The 22,935-nt window shown below is 71.4% G+C and carries 24 protein-coding genes and 1 pseudogene; 13 read left to right on the forward strand and 12 right to left on the reverse strand.

Features of this window, described 5'->3' with window-relative positions; translation table 11 throughout:
- The first annotated feature begins 175 nt into the window (after positions 1-175).
- On the forward strand, positions 176-1,402 hold the full coding sequence (locus ACWCPF_RS32175) for an acyl-CoA dehydrogenase family protein (protein ID WP_451048623.1): 1,227 nt from the start codon (positions 176-178) through the stop codon (positions 1,400-1,402).
- Positions 1,403-1,603: 201 nt separating this feature from the next.
- Here ACWCPF_RS32175 and ACWCPF_RS32180 read toward each other — a convergent pair whose 3' ends face one another.
- The 5 genes from ACWCPF_RS32180 to ACWCPF_RS32200 form a co-directional block, all read right to left on the reverse strand.
- Complete coding sequence (locus ACWCPF_RS32180) at positions 1,604-1,840, reverse strand: DUF6213 family protein (protein WP_028807142.1); 237 nt, start codon at positions 1,838-1,840, stop codon at positions 1,604-1,606.
- Between the two features lie 25 nt (positions 1,841-1,865).
- Positions 1,866-3,251, reverse strand: a complete 1,386-nt coding sequence (locus tag ACWCPF_RS32185) for an NADP-dependent succinic semialdehyde dehydrogenase (protein WP_451048624.1) — start codon at positions 3,249-3,251, stop codon at positions 1,866-1,868.
- A gap of 84 nt (positions 3,252-3,335) precedes the next feature.
- Positions 3,336-3,800, reverse strand: a complete 465-nt coding sequence (locus tag ACWCPF_RS32190; RefSeq protein WP_451048625.1) for an NUDIX domain-containing protein — start codon at positions 3,798-3,800, stop codon at positions 3,336-3,338.
- On the reverse strand, positions 3,797-5,335 hold the full coding sequence (locus ACWCPF_RS32195) for an ATP-dependent DNA ligase (RefSeq protein WP_451048626.1): 1,539 nt from the start codon (positions 5,333-5,335) through the stop codon (positions 3,797-3,799). The genes ACWCPF_RS32190 and ACWCPF_RS32195 overlap by 4 nt, the downstream gene beginning before the upstream one ends.
- 99 nt (positions 5,336-5,434) lie before the next feature.
- On the reverse strand, positions 5,435-6,388 hold the full coding sequence (locus tag ACWCPF_RS32200; protein ID WP_451048627.1) for an NAD(P)/FAD-dependent oxidoreductase: 954 nt from the start codon (positions 6,386-6,388) through the stop codon (positions 5,435-5,437).
- A 79-nt stretch (positions 6,389-6,467) separates the two neighbouring features.
- On the opposite strand from ACWCPF_RS32200, the gene ACWCPF_RS32205 reads away from it, so the two are divergent.
- From ACWCPF_RS32205 to ACWCPF_RS32230, 6 genes are all read left to right on the forward strand, one after another.
- Entirely contained in the window at positions 6,468-7,040 is a 573-nt protein-coding gene (locus ACWCPF_RS32205; protein ID WP_451048628.1) for a helix-turn-helix domain-containing protein, read from the forward strand.
- A 111-nt stretch (positions 7,041-7,151) separates the two neighbouring features.
- A complete protein-coding gene (locus ACWCPF_RS32210) occupies positions 7,152-8,129 on the forward strand; it encodes an NADPH:quinone oxidoreductase family protein (RefSeq protein WP_451048629.1) in 978 nt (325 codons plus the stop codon).
- A complete protein-coding gene (locus tag ACWCPF_RS32215) occupies positions 8,126-9,310 on the forward strand; it encodes an acyl-CoA dehydrogenase family protein (RefSeq protein WP_451048630.1) in 1,185 nt (394 codons plus the stop codon). Before ACWCPF_RS32210 ends, ACWCPF_RS32215 begins: the two co-directional genes overlap by 4 nt.
- Complete coding sequence (locus ACWCPF_RS32220) at positions 9,307-10,389, forward strand: acyl-CoA dehydrogenase family protein (protein ID WP_451048631.1); 1,083 nt, start codon at positions 9,307-9,309, stop codon at positions 10,387-10,389. Before ACWCPF_RS32215 ends, ACWCPF_RS32220 begins: the two co-directional genes overlap by 4 nt.
- A gap of 181 nt (positions 10,390-10,570) precedes the next feature.
- Complete coding sequence (locus tag ACWCPF_RS32225) at positions 10,571-11,434, forward strand: phosphatidylinositol-specific phospholipase C/glycerophosphodiester phosphodiesterase family protein (protein ID WP_451048632.1); 864 nt, start codon at positions 10,571-10,573, stop codon at positions 11,432-11,434.
- Positions 11,435-11,579: 145 nt separating this feature from the next.
- Positions 11,580-11,774: a hypothetical protein gene (locus ACWCPF_RS32230; RefSeq protein ID WP_351910496.1), complete on the forward strand. Its 195-nt coding sequence runs from the start codon at positions 11,580-11,582 to the stop codon at positions 11,772-11,774.
- Positions 11,775-11,806: 32 nt separating this feature from the next.
- Here the strand turns inward: ACWCPF_RS32230 and ACWCPF_RS32235 are convergent, their stop codons facing one another.
- From ACWCPF_RS32235 to ACWCPF_RS32245, 3 genes are all read right to left on the reverse strand, one after another.
- Complete coding sequence (locus ACWCPF_RS32235) at positions 11,807-13,036, reverse strand: phosphodiester glycosidase family protein (RefSeq protein ID WP_451048633.1); 1,230 nt, start codon at positions 13,034-13,036, stop codon at positions 11,807-11,809.
- Positions 13,037-13,189: 153 nt separating this feature from the next.
- The gene (locus ACWCPF_RS32240) at positions 13,190-14,437 is read right to left on the reverse strand and encodes an NUDIX domain-containing protein (protein WP_451048634.1); all 1,248 of its coding nucleotides are present in this window, start codon (positions 14,435-14,437) and stop codon (positions 13,190-13,192) included.
- Positions 14,438-14,590: 153 nt separating this feature from the next.
- Entirely contained in the window at positions 14,591-15,040 is a 450-nt protein-coding gene (locus ACWCPF_RS32245) for a carboxymuconolactone decarboxylase family protein (RefSeq protein WP_451048635.1), read from the reverse strand.
- A 137-nt stretch (positions 15,041-15,177) separates the two neighbouring features.
- Here ACWCPF_RS32245 and ACWCPF_RS32250 point away from each other — a divergent pair, with 137 nt between their 5' ends.
- Positions 15,178-15,684, forward strand: a complete 507-nt coding sequence (locus tag ACWCPF_RS32250; protein WP_451048636.1) for a cupin domain-containing protein — start codon at positions 15,178-15,180, stop codon at positions 15,682-15,684.
- 143 nt (positions 15,685-15,827) lie between these two features.
- Positions 15,828-16,325 (forward strand): hypothetical protein, encoded by a 498-nt coding sequence (locus tag ACWCPF_RS32255; protein ID WP_451048637.1) that lies wholly within the window; start codon positions 15,828-15,830, stop codon positions 16,323-16,325.
- Between the two features lie 74 nt (positions 16,326-16,399).
- Here the strand turns inward: ACWCPF_RS32255 and ACWCPF_RS32260 are convergent, their stop codons facing one another.
- Both ACWCPF_RS32260 and ACWCPF_RS32265 read right to left on the reverse strand, forming a co-directional pair.
- Positions 16,400-17,755 (reverse strand): phospholipase, encoded by a 1,356-nt coding sequence (locus ACWCPF_RS32260; RefSeq protein WP_451048649.1) that lies wholly within the window; start codon positions 17,753-17,755, stop codon positions 16,400-16,402.
- Positions 17,756-17,958: 203 nt separating this feature from the next.
- Complete coding sequence (locus ACWCPF_RS32265; RefSeq protein ID WP_451048638.1) at positions 17,959-18,339, reverse strand: VOC family protein; 381 nt, start codon at positions 18,337-18,339, stop codon at positions 17,959-17,961.
- A 176-nt stretch (positions 18,340-18,515) separates the two neighbouring features.
- On the opposite strand from ACWCPF_RS32265, the gene ACWCPF_RS32270 reads away from it, so the two are divergent.
- Both ACWCPF_RS32270 and ACWCPF_RS32275 read left to right on the forward strand, forming a co-directional pair.
- Positions 18,516-19,877 carry an NAD(P)/FAD-dependent oxidoreductase gene (locus tag ACWCPF_RS32270; RefSeq protein ID WP_451048639.1) on the forward strand — a complete coding sequence of 454 codons (1,362 nt, stop codon included), beginning with the start codon at positions 18,516-18,518 and terminating at the stop codon, positions 19,875-19,877.
- 79 nt (positions 19,878-19,956) lie between these two features.
- Positions 19,957-20,295: a hypothetical protein gene (locus ACWCPF_RS32275; RefSeq protein WP_451048640.1), complete on the forward strand. Its 339-nt coding sequence runs from the start codon at positions 19,957-19,959 to the stop codon at positions 20,293-20,295.
- Between the two features lie 38 nt (positions 20,296-20,333).
- Here the strand turns inward: ACWCPF_RS32275 and ACWCPF_RS32280 are convergent, their stop codons facing one another.
- Both ACWCPF_RS32280 and ACWCPF_RS32285 read right to left on the reverse strand, forming a co-directional pair.
- A complete protein-coding gene (locus ACWCPF_RS32280; protein WP_451048641.1) occupies positions 20,334-20,993 on the reverse strand; it encodes a hypothetical protein in 660 nt (219 codons plus the stop codon).
- Positions 20,994-21,199: 206 nt separating this feature from the next.
- A complete protein-coding gene (locus tag ACWCPF_RS32285) occupies positions 21,200-21,406 on the reverse strand; it encodes a hypothetical protein (protein ID WP_451048642.1) in 207 nt (68 codons plus the stop codon).
- Positions 21,407-21,829: 423 nt separating this feature from the next.
- On the opposite strand from ACWCPF_RS32285, the gene ACWCPF_RS32290 reads away from it, so the two are divergent.
- Positions 21,830-22,369, forward strand: a complete 540-nt coding sequence (locus ACWCPF_RS32290) for an MEKHLA domain-containing protein (protein ID WP_451048643.1) — start codon at positions 21,830-21,832, stop codon at positions 22,367-22,369.
- A 166-nt stretch (positions 22,370-22,535) separates the two neighbouring features.
- Positions 22,536-22,935 (forward strand): annotated as a pseudogene (locus ACWCPF_RS32295) (RNA polymerase subunit sigma); the annotation flags it as partial.

Consider the following 22,935-nt stretch of genomic DNA (forward strand, 5'->3'; position numbering starts at 1 on the left):
GCTCTCCCCACCCGTGCTGATTCGGTGACGCCTGCGCAAACTAACACCTGGCAGCAGCCTGACATCGAACGGGCCGGAGGGCTCCAGGCCTGCCATCAGGAGTTGACTTTTCCTACCGGCCGGTAACAGACTCCGGGTTACCGCTAGTAACAATACGTTCCGCCCTGGAGGGGACATGGCCGAGTTCACCATGGAGCTCAACGACGAACAGAAGGAGGTCCGGGACTGGCTGCACGGCTTCGCGGCCGACGTCATCCGTCCCGCGGCCGCCGAATGGGACGAGCGTGAAGAGACTCCCTGGCCGGTCATCCAGGAGGCCGCGAAGGTCGGCATCTACTCCCTCGACTTCTACGCGCAGCAGTACTTCGACCCGACCGGCCTCGGCATCCCGATGGCCATGGAGGAGCTGTTCTGGGGCGACGCGGGCATCGCCCTGTCCATCGTGGGCACCGGCCTGGCCGCCGTGGGCGTGCTCGCCAACGGGACCGAGGAGCAGATCGGCACCTGGATCCCGCAGATGTACGGCGACGCCAATGACGTCAAGGTGGCCGCGTTCTGCTCCTCCGAGCCCGACGCCGGCTCGGACGTCGCCTCCATGCGCACCCGGGCCGTGTACGACGAGGCCAAGGACGAGTGGGTGATCAACGGCACCAAGACCTGGGCGACCAACGGCGGCATCGCCAACGTCCATGTCGTCGTCGCGGTCGTGGACGCGGATCTCGGCTCCAAGGGGCACGCCTCCTTCATCGTCCCGGCGGGCACCCCGGGGCTCGCCCAGGGGCAGAAGTTCAAGAAGCACGGCATCCGCGCCTCGCACACCGCCGAGGTCGTCCTCGACAACGTTCGCGTGCCGGGCTCCTGCCTCCTCGGCGGCAAGGAGAAGCTGGACGAACGTCTCGCCCGGGCGCGCGAGCGGGCGAAGTCGGGCGGCGAGCGCGTGAAGAACGCGGCGATGGCGACCTTCGAGGCCTCGCGTCCCGCGGTCGCCGCCATGGCCGTCGGCACGGCCCGCGCCGCCTACGAGGTGGCCCTCGACTACGCGACGACGCGGGAGCAGTTCGGCCGGCCGATCATCGACAACCAGGGCGTCGCCTTCCAGCTGGCGGACATGCGCACTCAGATCGACGCCGCGCGGCTGCTGACCTGGCGGGCCTCCTGGATGGCGATCAGCGGGAAGCCGTTCACCGCGGCCGAGGGCTCGATGTCGAAGCTGTTCGCGAGTGAGACCGCGAAGCAGGTCACCGCGCAGGCGATCCAGATCCTAGGCGGCAACGGCTACACCCGGGAGTACCCGGTCGAGCGGATGCACCGCGATGCCGCGATCTACACCATCTTCGAGGGCACGAGCGAGATCCAGCGACTGGTGATCGCGAGAACCCTCTCCGGGATGCCCATCCGGTAGTGGCCGGTCTGCGGGTGCGTGGGGGCTTGTCGCGCAGTTCCCCGCGCCCCTGAGGTACGGCCGCTGCACCCACCTGAAGGGGCGCGGGGCTCTGCTCGATTTGCGGCTCCGCCGCGATGGGGGTCCCCCGCTCGAGCGCAGCCGAGAGTGGGGGAGCGACCAGCCACAGACGGCCCGCACCCGGCAACGAAACCGAACCCGCTACGGCGCCCCACCGCTGCTGTGCGCGATGCACGCCACGTCAATGCGATCGGCCAGCTTCGCCAGCTCGATCGTCAGCGCGGCGACGGTGTCCTCGTCGAGACCATCGGCCCCGGCCTCGACCAGATGCAGCCACCGACCTCCCAACGTGCGGAGCAGCTTGCTCACGTCGGCCGCGGCCACCTGCAAGGTCCCGCGGTCGTCGACGATCAGAGGCAGAGTCACTTCGCGGTTCACACCCGGGATGGTAGCCGCGCGGCGCTCACACACCGTGCCAAACCGTGGTGATGTTGCAGAACTCGCGGATTCCGTGCCCGGACAGCTCACGGCCGTATCCGGACCGCTTCACCCCGCCGAACGGGAACCCCGGATGGGACGCGGTCATCCCGTTGACGAACACCCCGCCGGCCTCCAGGTCCCGGACGAACCGGGCCACCTCGGCCTCCTCGCGCGTCCACACGTTGGAGCTCAGGCCGAACGGCGAGTCGTTGGCGATGAGCACCGCCTCGTCCAGGTCGCCCGCCCGGTACAGCGTCGCGACCGGCCCGAACGCCTCCTCGCGGTGGATGCGCATCTCACGGGTGACACCGGCGAGGACGGTCGGCGGGTAGTACCAGCCGGGCCCGTCGGGCCGCTCGCCGCCGCACAGCACGTCGGCGCCGGAGCGCCGCGCGTCGTCCACCAGCTCCTCCAGGTCCGCCCGCCCCTGTTCGCTCGCCAGCGGTCCGACCTCCGTCTCCTCCGACAGCGGGTCGCCGACCTTCAGTGCCGCCATGCCCGCCACGAAGCGGGCGGCGAACGCGTCGTACACGTCCGTGTGAACGATGAACCGTTTGGCGGCGATGCACGACTGCCCGTTGTTCTGCACGCGCGCGGTCACCGCGACCTGCGCCGCCCGGTCGACGTCCGCCGACGGCATGACCACGTACGGGTCGCTGCCGCCCAGCTCCAGCACCGTCTTCTTGACCATCTCGCCGGCCGTGGAGGCGACCGCCCGCCCGGCCGGCTCGCTCCCGGTCAGCGTCGCCGCCTTGACGCGCTCGTCGCGCAGGATGTCGTCCACCGCACCGGAACCGACCAGCAGGGTCTGGAAGCAGCCCTCGGCGAAGCCGGCCCGGTGGAACAGGTCCTCCAGGTACAGGGCGGTCTGCGGAACGTTCGAGGCGTGCTTGAGCAGGCCCACGTTGCCCGCCATCAGCGCCGGCGCGGCGAACCGGACCACCTGCCACAGCGGGAAGTTCCACGGCATCACCGCGAGCACCGGACCGAGCGGCCGGTACCGGACCAGGACGCGGGCGGCGCCGGAGTCCTTCACATCGGCGGCGGCCGGCTCCTCGTCGGCGAGCAGCTCCGCCGCGTGCTCGGCGTACCAGCGCATCGCCCTGGCGCACTTCGCGGCCTCCGCGCGCGCCTGCTGCACCGGCTTGCCCATCTCGGTCGTCATGACCCGGCCGATCTCGGCCCGGTCCTCGTCGAGGAGGTCGGCGGCCTGGTTCAGCAGGCGGGCGCGTTCGGCGTACGTCGTCGTCCGGTACGTGCGGAACGTGGCCTCGGCGAGCTGGAGCCGGCGCTCCAGCTCCTCCTCGCCCATGGCCTCGTACGTCCGAAGCGTCTCGCCGCTGGCCGGATTCACCGTAGCGATGGGCATGACCGACCTCCTGGAGAGCTGACCGTGCTTCGACCTTCCCGCGCCGGACCCGGGGCCGCAACGCGTGCGCGTCCACGGATCGGCTCAGGGCGCGTGCTCCGCCAGCCGGTCGAGAAACGCGGCCTGCGCCGGGACGATCAGCTCGCGGGCGCGCTCCACGCCGAGCCACGCCACCCGGTCCAGCTCGGGGAACTCCTGCATGCGGCCCGACCGCGGCGGCCACTCCATCGTGAAGGTGCCGGGCGCCGTCGCCGCCGGATCGAGATCCGCCTCGATCGCCCATACAGTGACGATCTTGCCGTTGCGCTGCCGGACCTCCCCGAGCGCGATCGCCTCGCCGTCGGGCGGGGCCAGCCCCAGCTCCTCCCGGAACTCGCGCCGGGCGGCCTCCCAGGCGGGTTCGTCGGGCTCGTACTCGCCCTTGGGGATGCTCCACGCGCCCGCGTCCTTCTTCGCGAAGTACGGTCCGCCCATATGGCCGAGCAGGACCTCGACGCCGTTCCCGCCGGGGCGGAACAGCAGGAGTCCGGCGCTGCGCTTCTGGGTCACGGGTGCACCTCCGGGTGGGCGGCCAGCAGGGTCTCCACGGTGTCGGCCTCCTCCGGCCGCTTGTCCTCCCGGTACCGGACCACACGGGCGAAGCGCAAGGTGACGCCGGCCGGGTAGCGGGTGGAGCGCTGCAGGCCGTCGTAGGCGATCTCGACGACGAGTTCGGGGCGGACGGTCACCACGTGGCCGTCGTCCGCCACGGCGAGCCGCTGGAGGCGTTCGGTCTGCCAGGTGAGCATCGCGTCGGTCATGCCCTTGAAGGTCTTGCCGAGCATCGCGAAGCCGCCGTCGGCCGTGCGGGCGCCGAGGTGCAGGTTGGAGAGTTTGCCGGTGCGGCGGCCGTGGCCCCGCTCGGCGGCCAGGACGACGAGGTCGAGGGTGTGCACCGGCTTGACCTTCAGCCAGGACGCGCCGCGCCGCCCCGCGCTGTAGGGCGCGTCGAGCGCCTTGACCACGACTCCCTCGTGGCCGCGCAGCAACGTCTCCCGGGAGAAGGCCTCCGCCGCCTCGACGTCGTCGGGTCCGGACACGATCGTCCGGCGCACCCGCATCGGCTCGGGCGTCAGCCGGGCCAGCTCCGTCTGGCGTTCGGCGAGGGGCAGGTCGAGCAGGTCCCGGCCGTCCACGGACAGCACGTCGAAGAAGACGGGGGAGACCGGGACCGCGGAGGCCGCCGCCGTCACGTCCACCCGGGAGCCGACGCGGCCGGCGGTCTCCTGGAAGGAGCGGGGGCGTCCGGTCTCGTCGAAGGCGATGACCTCGCCGTCCAGGATGAACCGCGACCCGGTCAACTCCCTGGCCGCGTCGCTCACTTCGGGCAGGCGGTCGGTGATGTCGTCGAGCGTGCGGGTGTACAGGCGCACGTCGTCGCCGTCGCGGTGCACCTGGATGCGGATGCCGTCCAGCTTCTCCTCCACCGCACACGCGCCGAGCTTGCCGACCGCCTCGGTGACGGAGGACGCGGTGTGCGCCAGCATCGGCAGGACCGGGCGGCCGACGGTGAGCCGGAACGCCGCCAGCGCCGCGGGGCCGTCCGCGAGCAGCGCCTGCGCCACCGTCTGCAGCGAGCCGGCCAGCATCACCGCCCGCCGCACGTCCGGCGCGGGCGCCCCGGTCGCTTGGGCCAGGCCCTCCACGGCGACGGCGTCCAGGGCGCCCTGCCGGACCTCGCCGGTGAGCAGGCCGAACAGGAAGCGCTGTTCGTCCGCGGTGGACGCGGCCATCAACTCGCCGACCAGACGCGTCCGTTCGGCCTGCGAGCCGGCCCCCGACACCTTGCCGAGCGCGCTGAGACGGGCGTCCACCTCGCGCACGGTCAGGGTCGGTGCCTCGGCCGGGGCGACCGGGTGGCTCAGCACCTTCCAGCCGACGCCGAGGCGGCCCTGGGGGAGCCGGCCGGCCAGGTAGGGGATGACGATCGGCACGTCGTCCGGTTCCGCGTCCCGGAAGAGCTCGGCGAGCAGGGCGATCTTGCGGGAGCGCGCCGAGGTGGCGGCGACCTCCCGGGACACGTCGGCGAGCCGGGTGAGCAGCATGCAGCCATCGTGCGGCGCGCTCCGCTGTTTCACACGCCAAGGATGGGTTGTCTTTTGTCTGCGGGCGCGTTGTGGCTGGTCGCGCAGTTCCCCGCGCCCCTAGGGGGCTGCGTCTAGGTCCTTCATCAGTAGCTCGCCGTTTATTGCGGCGCCCGCCCGGTAGCCGCGGCTGGCTGCGTTCACGACCTGTTCGGCGAATCCGGAGGCGTTGCCCGCCGCCCAGAGGCCGGGCACGGTGGTCAGCCCCCGTCCGTCCACGACGGGGTAGGCGCCGAAGGGGGTCTCGCTCATCTCCGCGCCCAGCCGGGACAGGAGGTCGGTCTGCGGCACCGCCCGGGGTGCCACGAACAGCACCTCGCGCTCGTGCACCCGACCGTCCCCGAGCCGGACCCCGGTGAGCCGGTCGTCCTCGACGACCAGCCCGGCCACCTCGCCGGGGACGACGTCCACCCCGGCCGCGGCCAGTCTGCGCCGGTCCTCGTCGGTCAGGTCGGCCTCGGCGACCGTGTGCAGGAACAGGGTCACGTCCTTCGACCACTGGGTCACCATCAGTGCCTGGTGGACGCTCATCGGGGTCGTCGCCAGTACGCCGAAGGCCTGGTCGCGGACCTCCCAGCCGTGGCAGTACGGGCAGTGGACCACGTCCCGGCCGAAGCGTTCGGCTATGCCGTCGACCGGCGGCAGCTCGTCCTTCAGGCCGGTCGCGACGACGAGCTGCCGTGCGTGCACGGTCCGTCCCGACGCCAGCCGGACGGCGAAGCCCTCGCCGTCGTCCCGGGTGGCGTCCACCGCCCGGTCGTGGACCAGCCGCACGCCGTACCGCGCGATCTCCTCGCGGCCGACGGCGAGGAACTCGGCGGGCGGCATGCCGTCCCGCGACAGAAAGCCCTGCATGTGCGCGGCGGGCGCGTTGCGCGGCTCGCCCGCGTCGACGACCAGCGTCCGGCGCCGGGCCCGGCCCAGCACGAGCGCGGCGGACAGCCCCGCCGCGCCACCGCCGACGACGATCACCTCGTACTGCTCGTCGAACGTCTCGTTCTGCTTGTGGGTCATGGTGACCACCTCCGCGGCCACGGTCGCCGGGCTGCTGCGGGATTGACAAACATCTTTGCCGTTTCGGCAAGATGGAGGCATGACTACCGATGACGTACTCGCGGAGGTCGGCCCGAGGCTGCGGCGGATCCGCAAGGACCGGGAGGTGACGCTCGCGGCGCTCTCCGAGTCCACCGGGATCTCCGTCAGCACCCTCTCGCGGCTGGAGTCCGGGCTGCGCAAGCCCAGCCTGGAGCTGCTGCTGCCGATCGCCCAGGCCCACCAGGTGCCGCTGGACGAGCTGGTCGGGGCGCCGCCGGTGGGCGACCCCCGGGTGCGCGGCAAGCCGCTGGTGCGGCACGGGCGCACCTTCTGGCCGCTCAGCCGCCAGCCCGGCGGACTCCAGGCCTTCAAGGTGCTGGTGCCGCAGCGCGACGAGGAGCCCGATCCGCGCACCCACGAGGGCTACGAGTGGCTGTACGTGATGTCCGGGCGGCTGCGCTGCGTGCTGGGGGAGCACGACGTGGTGCTGGAGGCGGGGGAGGCCGCCGAGTTCGACACCCGGGTGCCGCACTGGTTCGGGTCGACGGGGGAGGGGCCGGTGGAGTTCCTCAGCCTGTTCGGGCCGCAGGGGGAGCGGATGCATGTGCGGGCGAAGCCCCGGCAGGGGTGACGGCGGCGACTCTTCCGCCGTCGGCTGTTCCCTCCCGGCAAGCGACCGCTTAGTATGCGGTCGAACCGGTCAGCACGCCGGTCGGACGACGCAGTCCCGTGGAGGCTCCGCATGCAGGCATGGCAGGTGCACGAGAACGGCGAGCCGAGCGAGGTGATGCGGCTCCAGGACACGGAGCGGCCCACCCCCGGCGACGGCCAGGTCCTGCTCAAGGTGCGCGCCGCGAACATCAACTTCCCGGACGCGCTGATGATCCGGGGCCACTACCAGGTGCAGCCCCCGCTGCCGTTCACCCCGGGCGTGGAGATCTGCGGCGAGACCGAGGACGGCCGCCGTGTCATCGCCAACCCGGCCCTGCCGTACGGCGGTTTCGCCGAGTACGCCGTGGCGGACGCCGCGGCCCTGCTGCCCGCCCCCGAGTCGCTGGACGACGCCGAGGCCGCCGCCCTGCACATCGGCTACCAGACGGGCTGGTTCGGCCTGCACCGCAGGGCCCGCCTGGAGGCCGGCGAGACGCTCCTCGTGCACGCCGCCGCGGGCGGGGTCGGCAGCGCGGCCGTCCAGCTCGGCAAGGCGGCCGGCGCGACCGTCATCGGCGTCGTGGGCGGTGCCGAAAAGGCGGCCGTGGCCCGGGAGTTGGGCTGCGACCTCGTCATCGACCGCCGGACCGAGAACGTGATCGGCGCCGTCAAGGAGGCCACCGGCGGCCGGGGCGCCGACGTGATCTACGACCCCGTCGGCGGCGAGGCCTACACCCAGTCCACCAAGGTCGTCGCCTTCGAGGGCCGGATCGTCGTCGTCGGCTTCGCGAGCGGCACCATCCCGAGCCCCGCCCTGAACCACGCCCTGGTGAAGAACTACTCGATCCTCGGCCTGCACTGGGGCCTGTACAACACCAAGAACCCCAAGCTGGTCCAGCACTGCCACGAACAGCTCACCGAGCTGGCCGCCCGGGGCGCGATCCGGCCGCTGGTGAGCGAGCGCGTGCCGCTCGACGGGGCCGCGGCCGCCGTGCAGCGGCTCGCCGACGGCGTCACCACCGGCCGGGTCGTCGTGCTGCCGGCGCTGCGCAGCGGAGCCGCCGTATGACCGTCGACGCAGCCGAACTGCGCCGCCGCACCCAGGAGTTGCTGGCCGCGCACCCGCCCGCCACGACCGACCGGCTGGACTTCCTGAAGGCCCGCTTCGACGCCGGGCTCGCGTGGGTGCACTACCCCGAGGGCCTCGGCGGACTCGACGCGCCCCGCTCCCTCCAGGTCGTCGTGGACGCCGAACTGGCCGCCGCGGACGCCCCCGACAACGACCCGCGGCGCATCGGCATCGGCCTCGGCATGGCCGCGCCGACGATCCTGAAGTACGGCACCGAGGAGCAGCAGCAGCGCTTCCTGCGGCCCCTGTGGACGGGCGAGGAGGTCTGGTGCCAGCTGTTCAGCGAACCGGGCGCCGGCTCCGACCTGGCCGCCCTCGGCACGCGCGCCGTCCGCGAGGGCGAGGAGTGGGTCGTCAACGGGCAGAAGGTGTGGACGTCCAGCGCGCATCTCGCCCGCTGGGCCATCCTCATCGCCCGCACCGACCCGGACCTGCCCAAGCACGCGGGCATCACCTACTTCCTCTGCGACATGACCGACCCCGGCGTCGAGGTCCGTCCGCTGCGCCAGATCACCGGCGAGGCCGAGTTCAACGAGGTCTTCCTCACCGACGTCCGTATCCCCGACACCCGGCGGCTCGGCGAGGCCGGCGACGGCTGGCGGGTCGCGCAGACCACCCTCAACAACGAGCGCGTCGCCATCGGCGGGATGCGGCTGCCCCGCGAGGGCGGCATGATCGGCCCGGTCTCGAAGACCTGGCGCGAGCGCCCCGAGCTGCGCACCCACGACCTGCACCAGCGGCTGCTGAAGCTGTGGGTGGAGGCCGAGGTCGCCCGGCTCACCGGCGAGCGCCTGCGCCAGCAGCTCGCCCAGGGCCAGCCCGGCCCCGAGGGCGCCGGCATGAAGCTCGCCTTCGCCCGCCTCAACCAGGAGATCAGCGGCCTGGAGGTCGAACTCCGCGGCGAGGAAGGCCTGTTGTACGACGACTGGACCATGCGCCGCCCGGAACTCGTGGACTTCACCGGCCGGGACGCCGGATACCGCTACCTCCGCTCCAAGGGCAACAGCATCGAGGGCGGGACCAGCGAGGTCCTGCTGAACATCGTCGCCGAGCGCGTCCTGGGCCTGCCGTCCGAGCCGCGCACCGACAAGGACGTCGCCTGGAAGGACCTCGCCCGATGAGCACCGAGCCGGATCTCCTCTACTCCGAGGAGGAAGACGCGCTGCGGGCCGCCGTGCGCGACCTGCTCGCCGACCACTGCGACGCGCCCGCAGTCATCGCGCGCACGGAGTCGGACGCACCGCACGACCTCGCGGCCTGGAAGGCGCTCTCCGACGGGATGGGCCTCGCGGGCCTGCTGGTGCCCGAGGCGCTGGGCGGCCAAGGCGCCACCGCTCGCGAAGTCGCCGTGGTCCTGGAGGAGTTGGGGCGCGCGGTCGCCCCCGTGCCGTACCTGACCAGTGCCGTGGTCGCCACCGAGGCCCTGCTGGCCGTCGGGGACGAAGAACTGCTCGGCCGGCTCGCGTCCGGGCGCACGATCGGCGCGCTCGCCGTCGGACTGCACCTCGCACCCGGCGCCGCCTTCAAGGCCGTACACGTCGAAGACGGCCTGCTCCAGGGGCAGTTGACCGGCATCGCGGACGCGGTCGTCGCCGACGTGCTGCTCGTGCCGGCGGACGACGGCGGGCTCTACGCGGTCGACGCCTCCGCCGTGACCGTCACCCCGCAGGTCTCCTTCGACCTGACCCGACCCCTCGCCACGGTCGCTCTCGCCGATGCCCCCGGCCGCCGCCTCGGTGAGACCGAACCCGCCGTCCGGCGTGCCCTGCGGGCCGGCGCCGGACTGCTCGCCTCCGAGCAACTCGGGCTCGCCGACTCGGCGTTGACCGAGACCGTGCGCTATCTGAAGGAACGCAACCAGTTCAACCGGCCGGTCGGCGGCTTCCAGGCGCTCAAGCACCGGCTCGCCCAGCTCTGGCTGGAGGTCGTCAACCTCCGGGCCGCCGCACGGGCCGCGGCCGACGCGCTCGCGAGCGGCTCGGACGTCGACGTGACGGTCGCGGTCGCCCAGGCCTACGCGGCGCCCGTCGCCGTACGGGTCGCCGAGGAGGCGCTGCAACTGCACGCCGGCATCGGCATGACGTGGGAGCACCCGATCCACCTCAACCTCAAGCGGGCCAAGGCCGACTCGATCGCCTACGGCACGGCGGGCGCCCACCGCGCGGCCCTGGCCGAACTGATCGACCTGCCGGCGCCCTGACCGACGCCGCTTCCCGCTCCGGTGAAGCCCGCCCCACCTGGGGCGGGCTTTTTCGTGCGGCTGCGCGGAAGGAGTGAACAAGCGACGGCGGTCCGGCCAACTCCTGGCATGTACAGGTTCGTTGGCGTGCGGACAGCCTCATACTCCCTGTGGTTCGGACCGCCCCACACGGAGGAACGAGATGGCCCCCTTCACCCGCCGCAGAGCCCTCACCACCTTCGGCGCCACGCTCGCCGCGGTGCTCGCCCCGCCCGCCGGCAGCGCCTTCGCCGACGGCGACCAGCGCGGCGCCCGCCCGCTGTGGCGCGCCCACGCCCACAACGACTACGAGCACCCCCGCCCCCTCTTCGACGCGCTCGACCACCGCTTCGGCAGCGTCGAGGCCGACATCTTCCTCGTCGACGGCGAACTCCTCATCGCCCACTCGGCGGACCAACTCGACCCGACGCGCACCCTGGAGTCCCTCTACCTCGCCCCGCTCGCCGCCCGCGTGAAGGCCAACCACGGCTCGGTGTACCGGGGTTACCGGGGGCCCTTGCAGCTGCTCATCGACATCAAGACCGAGGGCTCCTCCACCTACCTCGAACTCGACCGTCAACTCCGCCGCTACAAGGGCCTGTTCACCACCTACGTCCACGGCCGCGTCCACGCCGGTCCGGTCACCGCCGTCGTCTCCGGCGATCGCGCCGCCCGTACGCCCATGGAGGCGCAGACCGTCCGCCGGGCCTTCTACGACGGCCGACTCGTCGACCTCGGCGCCTCCGAGGCGTCGTTCGCCTCGCTCATCAGCGACAACTGGACCCTCAACTTCACCTGGCTCGGCGTCGGGGCCTTCCCCGAAGCGGAACGGCAGAAGCTGCGCAGCATCGTGGCGGCCGCCCACGCGCGCGGGCAGCAGGTGCGGTTCTGGGCCACGCCGGATCTCGCCGGTCCCGCCCGGGACGCGCTGTGGGCCGAACTCCTCGCCGCGGACGTCGACTACCTCAACACCGACGACCTGGCCGGCCTGGAAGCCTTCCTCGACACCCACCGAGCGGCGGCGTAACACCACTCGCCCGACACCACTCGCCCGACACCACGCCTCCGACACCACTCGTTCGGCGGACGGCTCAGCCGCACGGACGAAACCTCCTTTACGCCACACTTACGGCCGAACGCCGCGAAAACGGACGTGGCGGAGGAGGTTGACGATGGCCATTTCGATTTCCGTCGTGCTGTTGCTGCTGATCCTGGCGGTGATCTTCATGCGCAACGGCGGACTGAAGGTCTCGCACGCGCTGGTCTGCCTGCTGCTCGGGTTCTTCCTGGCCGGCACCAGCATGGCTCCCACCATCCGCAGCGGCCTCACGGCGACCGCCGACATCGTCGGCAGCCTGCGCCCGTGAGGCCGCTGCGGGGTCGCGCATGACCCGACGGGCTACTTGACGAAGACCCCGATGCCGTTCGACACCGGGCGCTCATAGCCGTCGGACGGGTGGTTGCGGACCGTCACCTTGGTGGTGCCCGACGGACGGGCCACCAGGGTCGACGAACCGCCGCCGTCCAGGCTGAAGCCCTCGGTCGCGCCGAGGCTCTTCAGCGCGGCGGCGACCTCGGCGATGGTCAGGCCCTTGCGGTACGCGGCGGCGCCGTCCAGCGCGAACAGGAAGACCTTCTTCCCGCCGTTGCCGATGCCCACGGCCGTCCGCACGGCCGACACCGACGTGTCCAGACCGGCCAGCGGCTTGCTGCCCGACAGGATCGGGTAGCCGCCGACGGCGAAGCTGTACGCCGACTTCGACGCGGACGTCAGCCCGTACCGCACCGACACCCGCTCGCCCTTGACGAGCTTCTTCAGGCGCTGCGCGCCCGCCTCCCGCCCCACGAGGACCGTGGTGCCGGCCGCGATGGCGCCGCCGCCGGGCGTGGTCGAGGTCGACACGACCCGGCCCTTCTTCAGTGTCACCTCGTAGGTGTTCGTGCTGCACGCCGCGGCTCGTTCGGTGTCCGTGCCGCAGGTGGCCCGCTTGCGCGAGACGCTGCCCCAGTCCGAGGTGAACGCGCCGACGGAGTTCTCCGGCAGCGCGTACTGGTTGACGCCGCCCAACGGCATCCGCCGTCCCACCGTGATGTACGTCCCGTTGAGGGACAGACTGTCCACCCGGGCCTTGCCGTCGGTGCCGACACCGACCACGGCCTTGGTGGTGGTGCCCGGCGGCAGCGCGGGGCCGAACCGCTGCGCGTTGGGGACCGCGCCCTTGAGCGCCTTCCCGTTCGCGATCGCCGGACCCACGGTCGACCCGGTCGCCGAGACGCCCGGGTGCTGCACCTCGCTGATGTTGAAGAAGTCGCCGTTGATGCCGGCGACGGCGTTCTGCTTGTTCGCCATCGCGGAGATGTCCGCACGGGCCGCGACCGTCCCCGGGTACAACAGCCCGAGGCGCACGTGGGTGTTGGCGAGATCGACGCTGAGCACGTGCACATGCGTCTTCCCGGCGGCCGCCTGCAGGTCGTACTGTCGGTACGCCACGCCTGCCGCCACGGTGGTCCAGGTCGCGGCGTCGGCCGTGGCCGCCCCCGCGAACGTCGCACCGGCCACCGTGCCGAGGGCGACGAGCAGCGACAGCGACTTCCTGTGCACCCCGGACCGTTTCTGATGTTGTGTCACAGACCCCCCTGGGTAGTTTTTGGCTCGCAACTCTCTCACGACCTGCGGTGACGCCCCTCAGGGGGTGGGGGTGAACACCACGCGAACGGGTGAGGAAAACGCGATTCGGGACGTTCTGTTCGACCGTTCGGCTCCCGGGCTCCCCGTGCGGCGTCACTGTCCCTTGTGGCCGGACTCGCGGTCGTACGGGGTGAAGTGCGCCGGTGTGTGGTCGATCGGCAGGTCGGGGCGCCAGGCGGTGAGCGACTGGGCGCTGCACACGAACAGGGACGGCGGCAGGTGGTCCAGGGAGTACCAGCGCCAGTCGCCGACGCTCTCGCCGGGCTGGTCGGCCGGCTCGCCCTCCCAGTCGGCGACGACGGCGCCGACCGTCATCCGCGGGACGCCGTCGACGTGGTCGAGGAGCGTGCCCAGCAGGCGTACGTCCGAGGGGTCCGCCCGTAGCCCGGTCTCCTCCCGCAGCTCCCGCACGACCGTCTCCTGGAGCGACTCGCCGGGTTCCACCGTGCCGCCGGGCAGCTCCCAGGTGCCCCGGCGGTGCCGGCCCAGGAGCAGTCCGCGCGGGCCGTGCACGATGGCGCCGACGCCGATCGCCGCGTGCGCGACGGGCGGCAGGTCGGTGCGGGGCCGGGCGGAGACCCGCACGGGGCGCCGCGCCCGGAAGACCCGATAGGCGGCGAGATTCACCGGGTCTGCGGACTCGGCGGCGGCGGTGGAGGCAGTAGCGGCGGTGGCGGCGGGTGCTGTCACCGGTACCACCTCCTCGACGTGCAGCCCGTGTTCGGCGAGCAGCGCCTCCCACCTCTCGGGCGTGGGCGCCCACATCCGGACCGTCGTTTTGCCGCCGCCCGGGAACCGCAGGGTCTCCGGCCGGGCCACGAGCTCCGAAGTGGGGCCGTCCCCATGGGAGTTGGTGTGCAGCACCGAGAAGCACAGCATCCCGCCGGGGGCGAGCGCGGTCGCCAGAGCGGGCAGCAGCCGCCGTGGATCGATGAACGGCACCGCGTTGACGGAGTAGATCACGTCGTACGGCTGCGCCGCCGCCCGCAGATGGGCGACGGCGTCGGCGTGGAAGAGGCGCAGCCCGGGCAGCGAACCGTACCGGGCCCGGGCCCGCTCGATCTGGCCGGGCGCGGAGTCCACGGCGTCGACGACGGCCCCGTGCACGCGGACGAGGCGCGCCGCGTGCCGGGCCGTCCCGCAGCCTAGGTCCAGGACGCGCCGCCCCTTCAACTCCCCCAGGAAGGCGTCGTCCGGCCCCGCGTCCGGGAACCCCCAGTCGATCCGTTCCGCCTCCGGCACGACCGTGCCGCGCCGCAGATGATGCGCGGCGTAGGCCTGCCAGGCGTCGGCGTTGACGGACTCGGGTCCGTCGGGGACGTCGAGGGGATGGGGCGGCATGGGCGGGGCCTCCAGCGGCGGACGCACGGACGGACAGACGGACGCACTGACAGACGGCGCTCGTGCACCGGCCAGGCGATCCTTACCGCACTCGGCGCCCGACAATCGCGTCCGGCCGACGCGCCGGACCAGCTCGCCGCACGACCGCCGGACTCAGTGCACGGGGTGCTTGCTGAGGATGGACACCCGGTTGAAGGCGTTGATCGTGACCGCCACCCAGATCACCGCCGAGATCTGGTCGTCGGTGAGCACCTGACGGGCATCCTCGTAGGCGGCGTCCTGCGCGGCCGGGTGGGGCAGCACGGTGGTCGCCTCGGCCAGCGCGAGGGCCGCGCGCTCCAGGGGGCTGAAGAGCTCGGTCTCCCGCCAGGCCGCGAGGACGGCCAGCCGCCGGGGGTCCTCTCCGGCGCGCAGGGCGGCCTTGGAGTGCACGTCGAGACAGAACGCGCAGCCGTTGAGCTGCGAGACGCGCAGGTTGAGCAGTTCCACGACGGTGCGCTCCAGGCCGGCCTCGGCGGCGGTCGCCCGCACGGCCTCGGAGGTCTGGACCAGCGCGTGGTAGGCCTTGGGGCTCTGCTTGTCGATGAAGATCCGTCGAGTCATAGTTGAGCATCCAACCACTGAAGCGAACGTGCACGTCGGCCCCGCACGATGACCGTAGCCGCATCCTGACAGTGGAAACAGGTTGGGTCGAAGTCACAAACAGTGTGTCTGAGCGATCATTGTGACATCCTTCGGACTTGTCTCTCTCGAACACGATAGAAAGCAGACAGATCAGCATGTCGGAAGAAGTCAAGCCGGTTCATGTCCCGGCCGACGGCGGTACCGCCGTTTTTCTGGATGGTCACACCTACACCACGATCATGTCGAAGGCTCAGAGCAACGGTGAGTTCTCGCTGGTCGAATGTGTGATTCCGGATGGAGGGGCGACCCCTCCGCATCGACACCACAACGAGTCCGAGACGTTCTTCGTCCTCGAGGGCGAACTCGTGGTGATGGCCGCGGACGAGGAGCACGTACTGCAGGCGGGTGGCCTGGTGTACGTGCCGAAGGGCACCCGTCACAACTTCCTGAACCGGAGCGGCAAGACCGTCCGCATGCTGGCGCTGTTCTCGCCCGGCGGCATGGACGGGCTGTTCACCGACGTCGGCAAGCCCGGAGTCCGTGGTGCGGACGCGCCGCCGGAGCCCCCGAACTTCGAGCTCATGGCCCGCGTGGCCCCGCAGTACGGCTTCTCGATGGCCTGAGCAGGACCGGTCCGGTCCGGTCCGGGCGGGCGGTGGCGGGCGCGGTGCGCCGAAGGGGTCGTGCTTCTTCCCTTCTTGCGGTCCCTGCGCCTCAATGAGGCGATGCCGCACCCGACTTGACCGGACCTGACCTGGAGTGACCGATGAGACGTACGACGCGTAAGTCACGTGCCGCCCTGGTCGCCGCCGCCTCCGCCGCCCTGCTGGCCGGGAGCGTGGCGGTGGCGCCCGGGGCGGGCGCCGTGACGCCGGACTGGGCCATCGCACAGTACGACTGCGGAACCTGGGGCCCGTCGACCTCCGCGATCTTCACGGCCACCCAGTCCGGCAGCGCGGCGACGATCACGGTCACCCTGTCGTCGGTGACCGCCCCGCTCCCGATTCAGGCGAACAGCGTGAGGTCCACCCTGGTGCTCGCCAAGAACGGCGGGTGGGAGACGACCGAGTTCACCGGGATGATCAACCCGCAGATGAGTGTCGGCAACCCGTTCGTCCTCGGCCCGCTCAGCGGCACCGTGGCAGCGGGCGACAGCCTGGACTCCAGCTCCAGCGGGCAGTACTCGTTGCGCATGGTGCTCTACGGGATCACGATCAACTGCGTGGCGAGGAGCGGGTTGTTCCCCGGCCCGTTCGTCTACTGACGACTACTGACGACCTGAGCAACGAGGCGGCACGGCCGCGCCGCCCGCTGCGGTCGCGGGCGGCGGGCCGTCGCTCACTGTCCCGGGGCGAGGATGTAGGAGTTGAGGGTGCCGACCGTGTCGAGCGGGGTGGGGGAGCCCAGGTCGTAGCGGTCCACGGCGAGGTAGTTGGGCTTCTTGCGCGCGGCGGGCGTGCAGAAATTCTGTGCGCGGTTGCCGAGCTTGCCGTTGTCGGTCTGCGCGGTCGAGCCGATCGTGTAATCCCTGAAGTGGTTCATCACGAACAGCGGGTGGAAGGCCGACGAGGTCACGGTCAGCGGCCGGCCGGTGCCCCAGCGGCTGTAGCAGGACCAGTCGGAGGAGCCGAGTCCGGCGCCCATGGACCAGTAGTTCTCGACCGTCCACTCGCGCTGGTACATCACACCGAAGGTGTCACGCGTGGTCCAGCCGTTGGCGGTGTCGCTCGCGCGGGTCCGGTCGCTGAAGATCAGCAGTTGCTTGCCGCGCGCCGCGAGGTCGGTCATCGTCGGCCAGCCGTTGGTCGCCACGCCCTCCTGGTCGGGCCGGTACAGCACGTCGTACAGGCCGTTCACGGAGGCCAGGGACGACTTCAGCACGTCGGAGGAGGCGTAGTCCTCGAGGAACACGGTGACGACCTGACCCGGGTTGGCCTTCAGGAAGTCGACCATGCGCTGGAGATCGGTGGCGAGCGGGACCGGGTTGCTCACGCCGTCGCAGCTGTTGTGACACAGCACGGCCCGCCCGGAGACGGTGTAGTCGTCCAGCATGAAGCCCCGGACGCCGTCGCCGAGTTGCTGGGCGACGCCGCGGTTCTGGTTGGGGAACAGGCTGACCGGGAACGACGCGAAGTTGCCGTCGGCCCCGTTGGCGAAGGCGTTGTGGGAGGTGAGGAAGGTGACCTGGTCGAGGGTGCGGGTGTCGGCGGAGGGCATCGAGGCGGTCGCGTACGTCACCGGGGTGAGGTACCAGCGGGCGAGATCGCCGGCCGAGCCCAGCAGCACGGCACCGGAGTCGGAGGCCGACCCGGTGAGGTACTGCGAGGCGCCCGGGACGCTCACGGTGTAGGTGCTGTCGGCGCCGGACGTGATCGTCCAGGTGGTGCCGTCCGCGCCGCAGGCGGCGGTCACCGCGGACGTGCCGCTGCGGCCGAGACAGATCCCTGACTCGTCCGCGTTCTGCAACTGATGGCCGCCGCCGACCGCGACCGGGGTCCACTGCTGGTGGTCCTCGTTGCCCTTGGGTTGGTGCGCGGCGACGGTGCCGCCGCTGTCGGCCGCGTTGAGACCGGTGGAGTAGTTCTGCAGGTAGACCGAGTACGTCGGGACGGCGGCCGAGGCCGGGCCGGCCGACAGGACGGGCAGGGTCAGGGCGAGCGCGGCGGTGCCGCACAGGGCGCGCAGGGGGCGCAGGTGCACGCGAGTTTCCTCTCACTCCAGCACTTTCATGATGTCAGAGGCATGACATATCGAAAGTGCCGGGTGTCGCGCCAGACTTCCCGCCCGAACTCACAGTGAAAACCGATCACCGATCACCGTTCACCGTTCACCGATCACCGATCACCGTTCACGGTTCGCCGTTCAGCCGTCACCGTCTCCTGCTCGCCGTGCACCGCTCAGCGTCCGCCTTCGGGCGGCTGGTGGAGGCCGAACGCGGAGCCCTGGTCGTCGCGGCACAGCTTGAAGCGGCCGAACCGGGCCACCGACTCCTCGTCCTCCTCTCCCTCCTCTCCTTCCTCGCCGAGAGTCTCGATCGTGCCGCCCAGTTCGGTCACCCTGGCGACCGCGGCGTCCAGGTCGTCGACCCGGAAGAAGAGATACGGGGAGGCCGCCTCGTCGCCGCCGTGCATACCGCCCGGCAGGCCGTCGGTCGTGATGGCGAAGCCGTGACCGGAGGGGCCGGGTTCGAAGGTCCAGCCGAACAGGGCTCCGTAGAAGGCGCGACCGCGCTCGGGGTCGGCCACGCCCAGTTCGAAGAAGGTGGGTTCGCTCGCCATGGTCGTGCCTCGTAGGGGTAGGGCTTGCGCGGGTACTGCTGTCTCCATGGTCCGTCCGGTCGCCCCGGTGCGGCAACCGTGACGCGCCGCGCCCCTGCCGCGCCCCCGCCACACACCTGTCACACCTTTTCGGCCCGTTCGGTCTTACAGATGTCGACCAACGAGCAGAGGGAACCATGCGTGAGATTGTGATCGTCGGTGGTGGCTACGCGGGCTTCTACACCGCGTGGGGCCTCGAGAAGTCGCTGCGTGCGGGCGAGGCGCGGGTCACCGTCGTCGACCCGCGTCCCTATATGACCTACCAGCCCTTCCTGCCCGAGGTGACGGCCGGATCGGTCGAGGCACGGCATGCCGCGGTGTCGTTGCGACGGCACCTGCACCGCACCCGGCTGGTCGCGGGGAGCGTCACGGAGATCCGTCATACGGACCGGACGCTCACCGTCCGGCCGGTCAACGGAGCCGACTACGAACTCCCTTACGACACCCTTGTCGTCACCGCCGGCGCCGTGACCCGCACCTTCCCCATTCCGGGGCTGGCGCAGGAGGCGATCGGCCTGAAGCACGTGGAGGAGGCGGTGGCCATCCGTGACCGGCTGCTGACCGCCTTCGACCAGGCGGCGTCGCTGCCGCCGGGGCCCGAGCGGCGGAAACTGCTCACCGTGACGTTCGTGGGCGGCGGGTTCTCCGGCGTCGAGGGCTTCGGCGAGCTGCTGTCGCTGGCCACCGCCATGCTCAAGTCCTATCCGGAGCTGAGCTTCGGCGAACTCTCCTTCCACCTGGTCGAGGCCCGCGGCCGGATCCTGCCCGAGGTCGGGGACGGGCCCGGCGCCTGGGTGGTGCGGTCGCTGGAACGCCGGGGCGGGCACGTCCACTTGAACACGCAGCTCGTCTCCGTCGAGGACGGGCATGTCGTGCTCTCCTCGGGCGAGGAGTTCGATTCCGCGCTGGTCGTCTGGACCGCCGGCAACGCCTCCAACCCGGTCGTGCACAACCACACCGATCTGCCGGTCGACGAGCGCGGTCTGCTCGTGGTCCGCCCCGATCTCCGGGTGGGCACCGACGGCGAGCCGGTGCCGGACGTGTGGGCGGCCGGGGACGACGCGGCCGTGCCCGACCTCGCGGTGTCCCTGCCGGGCGCGCGCACGGTGCCGAACGCCCAGCACGCGGTGCGGCAGGGCAGGCGCCTGGCCAAGAACATCGTGGCCGACCTGCGCGGGGGGAGGGTCCGCGACTACCGCCACAGCAGTCTGGGAGTGGTGGCGACCCTGGGGCTCGGGCGCGGCATCTTCCAGTACAAGGGCATCGTCATCAAGGGTTTCCCCGCCTGGCTGATGCACCGGGGCTATCACGTCCTGGCGGTGCCCACCTGGGAGCGCAAGGTCCGGGTGCTGACCGTCTGGCTGACCGCCGCCTTCTTCGGCCGGGATCTCGTCTCCCTCGCCTCGGTGCAGCACCCCCGGGACGCCTTCGTCGCGAGCGGCCGGCCTCAGTCCACCGACGCAAACCGGAACCGGACGAGCAGTCGCCCGGCCGCGTGAGCCGCTCCGACGAGCGCGGCTCGGCGGCGCCTCCCGGCGCTCCCACCTGCTCGTCATCGCCTTCCCCCTGGAGCACACCATGGACGTGAGCGAGGAGGCCGCGCGCGGCCTGAACGACATCGAGGCATTCCTGTACTGGGAGGCCCACCTACGAGCGGCACATCAGCGCGTGGCGGAGTTCACCGCACGGGCGCCGGGGCTGACCCGGGAGCAGAAGAAACACCTCGAGCGGTGGTACGTCGAGGAGCAGAAGTACGTCGCCCGCATGGTGACCGAGCACATCGCCGAGGCCATCGGGGGCGTCGAGGAGAAACACCACGTCCGCTTCGGACGATGGCTGCGCGGCACGCTGATCGCCATGTCCCTGATCACCGTGGTGATGATCTGGGTGTGCGTCGCGGTGATCGTGGGCGGGTGAGGGGACACGGCAGGGGGAGCGCAGGGCCGGACCGACGTCTAGGAACGCCTCGCACGGTAGAGGCCCCGGCCGGTCCGCTGGACACGGGAGGTGCCGACCAGGCGGTCGAGAGTGCTGCGGACGCCGTTGATGCTTCCGCTGTCGGTGTCACGGCCGAGAGCCGCCGCGACATCACGCGCCCGCACATCGGCATCGCCGACGCCGGCGAAGTACTCCATGATCTGCTCGGTGAGCTTGCCGTACTGCCGCTGCGAATCCGCGTCCCCGTGCGCGTCCGAGTCCGTGTCCGCGGTCCCGGTCACCTCGGTGCCGGCGGCCACCGGACTCTTCGCGTCCTTGCCGCTCTGGCGCTTGCGCGACTGTGCGTCGGCGCTCGCCGCGGTGTCCGCAGGCTCGGCGGAGGCGGAGGTGGAGGCGCCGGCGGTCTGCGGTTCGGCGGTCTCCGCGGCCCGACCCGGCCGTGCCTGCGCACTTGCGGCGCCTGCCGTGCCCGGCGCCCCGGAGGCCGGGTTGCGCATCAGCGTCTCCAGAGCGCTGAGGGCTCTCTGCACCGAGCCGAGATGGGCCACGACCGCGGCCAACTCCCTTTCCAGCGCCTGCTTCTGGATCTGCAGACGGGCCAGGTCCTCCTGCAGACTCTCGGTGGTCACCTCGATGTCATGCGCCGCATGGGTAGCTGCATGGGTTACAGAGACCATGTGTTCCTCTCATCCTCAGCCCCTCGTGCCGCGCCCCGGCTCACGTGCGGTGCCGCTCGGTCTGAACGCGGGATTGTGTCCACCTGACATCATATGCAGTGACTCACTCTGATACGGGTGACGGTTTGGTATGGAGGAACGTCACCGCATCGATTGTTGCCACTGTTCGAGGTCGGCGCAATGGGGATAAAAGAGGGTGAGTGTGATCAAATCCGACGGTCTTCGGCCCTCGGGTTGCCGGAGGAAGGGCACTGCAGCACGCGCAGCGCCTCGGAGGCTGCCCTGATCCGCGCGTCGACGGTGTCGATCGCCTCTCTGAGCAGACGGATGCGGGCCTCGAGCAGGGCGGCCTCCGTTGCCAGAGCCACGCAGTCGGCGGCAGGGTCGAAGGGCTGGTCGGGGTCTGATGGCATGGCGCGTCTCTCTGCGGCTCGAACCGGCGGTCGTCCGACACCGGAAGGTCTGCGGACGGGCGGCAGCGCATCGACGGACTCGCCCCGCTGCTCACCGCATTGACCGAACAGCCCGGGAAGGTGTGACAGCCGCGCGGGGGAAGCTACTTGGGCCGGACTTCGACCGGGCCTGCGCGTCGCTTTAGGTCACGACCCTGACAAAATTGAACGTTCGCCGGTCAACGCGGAACACCGTTGGATAGTGTCAGTCGCGCAGGCAGGCGACGGGCCCCGCGCAAGCAGCCGCACCCGCGGACGGACGCTCTGTCGCCCTGCTCTTCTGCCGTTCCTCCCCCTCCCCGAAGGCGCAGCGCCACCCCCACTCCGTACCGGCACCGGCGCCGCCTCGGGAGCCTCTTCCACCGCGAGGGAAAGGTGTTTCCCATGGCCGAGCTGTTCCATGACGCCGACGCGTGTGCGTCCAGCCCGTTCGGCCCCCCTGCGGCCGCCGGCGGCGCCGCCTTCGCCGAGCTGCTGCTGAACAGCCACCTCGCCCTGACCGGCCGTCCGCTCTGTCCCGCGCGCTGGACCTCACCGCAGGCGGCGGCCCACTGGCTCTACGCCGACGCGCCCTTCGGACTGCTCGCCCACGGCCCGGGGCCCGACCCCACCTTCTGCTACGCCAACCGCACGGCCCAGAAGTGCTTCGGCTACTCCTGGGAGGAGTTCACCGGCCTGCCGTCCCGGCTGTCGGCCTCCTCGCACCACCAGGAGGACCGGGACGACTTCGTCCGCGCCGCACACGAACACGGCTTCGCCGACGGTTACACCGGGCTGCGCCGGACCCGCACCGGCGAAGAGTTCTGGATCAAGGACGTCACGATGTGGGACCTCCTCGACCCCGAGGGAGTCGACCGAGGGCAGGCCGCGGTCTTCCGTGACTGGTCCCCGCCGGTGCGGCCGATGCCGACCGACGCGGGCTGACCGCCCGGCCGCGGCGCCGGTTGTGGCGCCGGCCGTGGTTCCGGCGTCGGCACCGGTCGTGGCACCGTGCTTCCGATGGGGTGGTGTCACAACCTCCGCCGGTCGCCGGTCAAGCTGACGAGCCGACAGAAAACGAGAGCCCGGGGCACGAGAGGGGGGTTGCCGGATGGACCATGCTGACGTGATGCCGATCGGGGAGTTACTCGACGAGCGTCGGTTTCTGCTGGACCTCGCGTACTGGATGCTGGGCAGCGCGGATGAGGCGGAGAGCGTCGTCGAGGAGGCGTACAGCCGGTGGTACGGGCTGTCGGACGCGGAGCGCGCCGAGATCACCGAGCCCCGGTCGTGGCTGGCGAAGACGGCCGGCGGGATCTGTCTGAGCCGCCTGCCGCTGCCCGACCTCACGCCCGACCCGCCGGGCGAGTGGGCTGACGAGTGGGCGGACGACTGCGCCGAGCGGGACCTGGAAGGGGAGGAGGTGAGTCGGGTGCTGCTGGCCGCGTTGGACTCCCTGACCCCGGCCGAACGCGCGGCATTCGTCCTCAACGACGTCTTCGGCATGACCC

It is taken from the genome of Streptomyces sp. NPDC001858, from assembly GCF_053594615.1.

Excerpts from the sequence above, each read along its gene's own strand:
- ACWCPF_RS32230 (WP_351910496.1), top strand. The coding sequence starts at position 11,580 with ATGGCCATTTCGATTTCCGTCGTGCTGTTGCTGCTGATCCTGGCGGTG.
- ACWCPF_RS32265 (WP_451048638.1), bottom strand. The coding sequence starts at position 18,339 with ATGGCGAGCGAACCCACCTTCTTCGAACTGGGCGTGGCCGACCCCGAG.
- ACWCPF_RS32215 (WP_451048630.1), top strand. The coding sequence starts at position 8,126 with ATGACCGTCGACGCAGCCGAACTGCGCCGCCGCACCCAGGAGTTGCTG.
- ACWCPF_RS32280 (WP_451048641.1), bottom strand. The coding sequence starts at position 20,993 with ATGGTCTCTGTAACCCATGCAGCTACCCATGCGGCGCATGACATCGAG.
- ACWCPF_RS32290 (WP_451048643.1), top strand. The coding sequence starts at position 21,830 with ATGGCCGAGCTGTTCCATGACGCCGACGCGTGTGCGTCCAGCCCGTTC.
- ACWCPF_RS32225 (WP_451048632.1), top strand. The coding sequence starts at position 10,571 with ATGGCCCCCTTCACCCGCCGCAGAGCCCTCACCACCTTCGGCGCCACG.
- ACWCPF_RS32240 (WP_451048634.1), bottom strand. The coding sequence starts at position 14,437 with ATGCCGCCCCATCCCCTCGACGTCCCCGACGGACCCGAGTCCGTCAAC.
- ACWCPF_RS32270 (WP_451048639.1), top strand. The coding sequence starts at position 18,516 with ATGCGTGAGATTGTGATCGTCGGTGGTGGCTACGCGGGCTTCTACACC.
- ACWCPF_RS32220 (WP_451048631.1), top strand. The coding sequence starts at position 9,307 with ATGAGCACCGAGCCGGATCTCCTCTACTCCGAGGAGGAAGACGCGCTG.
- ACWCPF_RS32195 (WP_451048626.1), bottom strand. The coding sequence starts at position 5,335 with ATGCTGCTCACCCGGCTCGCCGACGTGTCCCGGGAGGTCGCCGCCACC.
- ACWCPF_RS32285 (WP_451048642.1), bottom strand. The coding sequence starts at position 21,406 with ATGCCATCAGACCCCGACCAGCCCTTCGACCCTGCCGCCGACTGCGTG.
- ACWCPF_RS32245 (WP_451048635.1), bottom strand. The coding sequence starts at position 15,040 with ATGACTCGACGGATCTTCATCGACAAGCAGAGCCCCAAGGCCTACCAC.
- ACWCPF_RS32175 (WP_451048623.1), top strand. The coding sequence starts at position 176 with ATGGCCGAGTTCACCATGGAGCTCAACGACGAACAGAAGGAGGTCCGG.
- ACWCPF_RS32255 (WP_451048637.1), top strand. The coding sequence starts at position 15,828 with ATGAGACGTACGACGCGTAAGTCACGTGCCGCCCTGGTCGCCGCCGCC.
- ACWCPF_RS32210 (WP_451048629.1), top strand. The coding sequence starts at position 7,152 with ATGCAGGCATGGCAGGTGCACGAGAACGGCGAGCCGAGCGAGGTGATG.
- ACWCPF_RS32200 (WP_451048627.1), bottom strand. The coding sequence starts at position 6,388 with ATGACCCACAAGCAGAACGAGACGTTCGACGAGCAGTACGAGGTGATC.
- ACWCPF_RS32275 (WP_451048640.1), top strand. The coding sequence starts at position 19,957 with ATGGACGTGAGCGAGGAGGCCGCGCGCGGCCTGAACGACATCGAGGCA.
- ACWCPF_RS32185 (WP_451048624.1), bottom strand. The coding sequence starts at position 3,251 with ATGCCCATCGCTACGGTGAATCCGGCCAGCGGCGAGACGCTTCGGACG.
- ACWCPF_RS32205 (WP_451048628.1), top strand. The coding sequence starts at position 6,468 with ATGACTACCGATGACGTACTCGCGGAGGTCGGCCCGAGGCTGCGGCGG.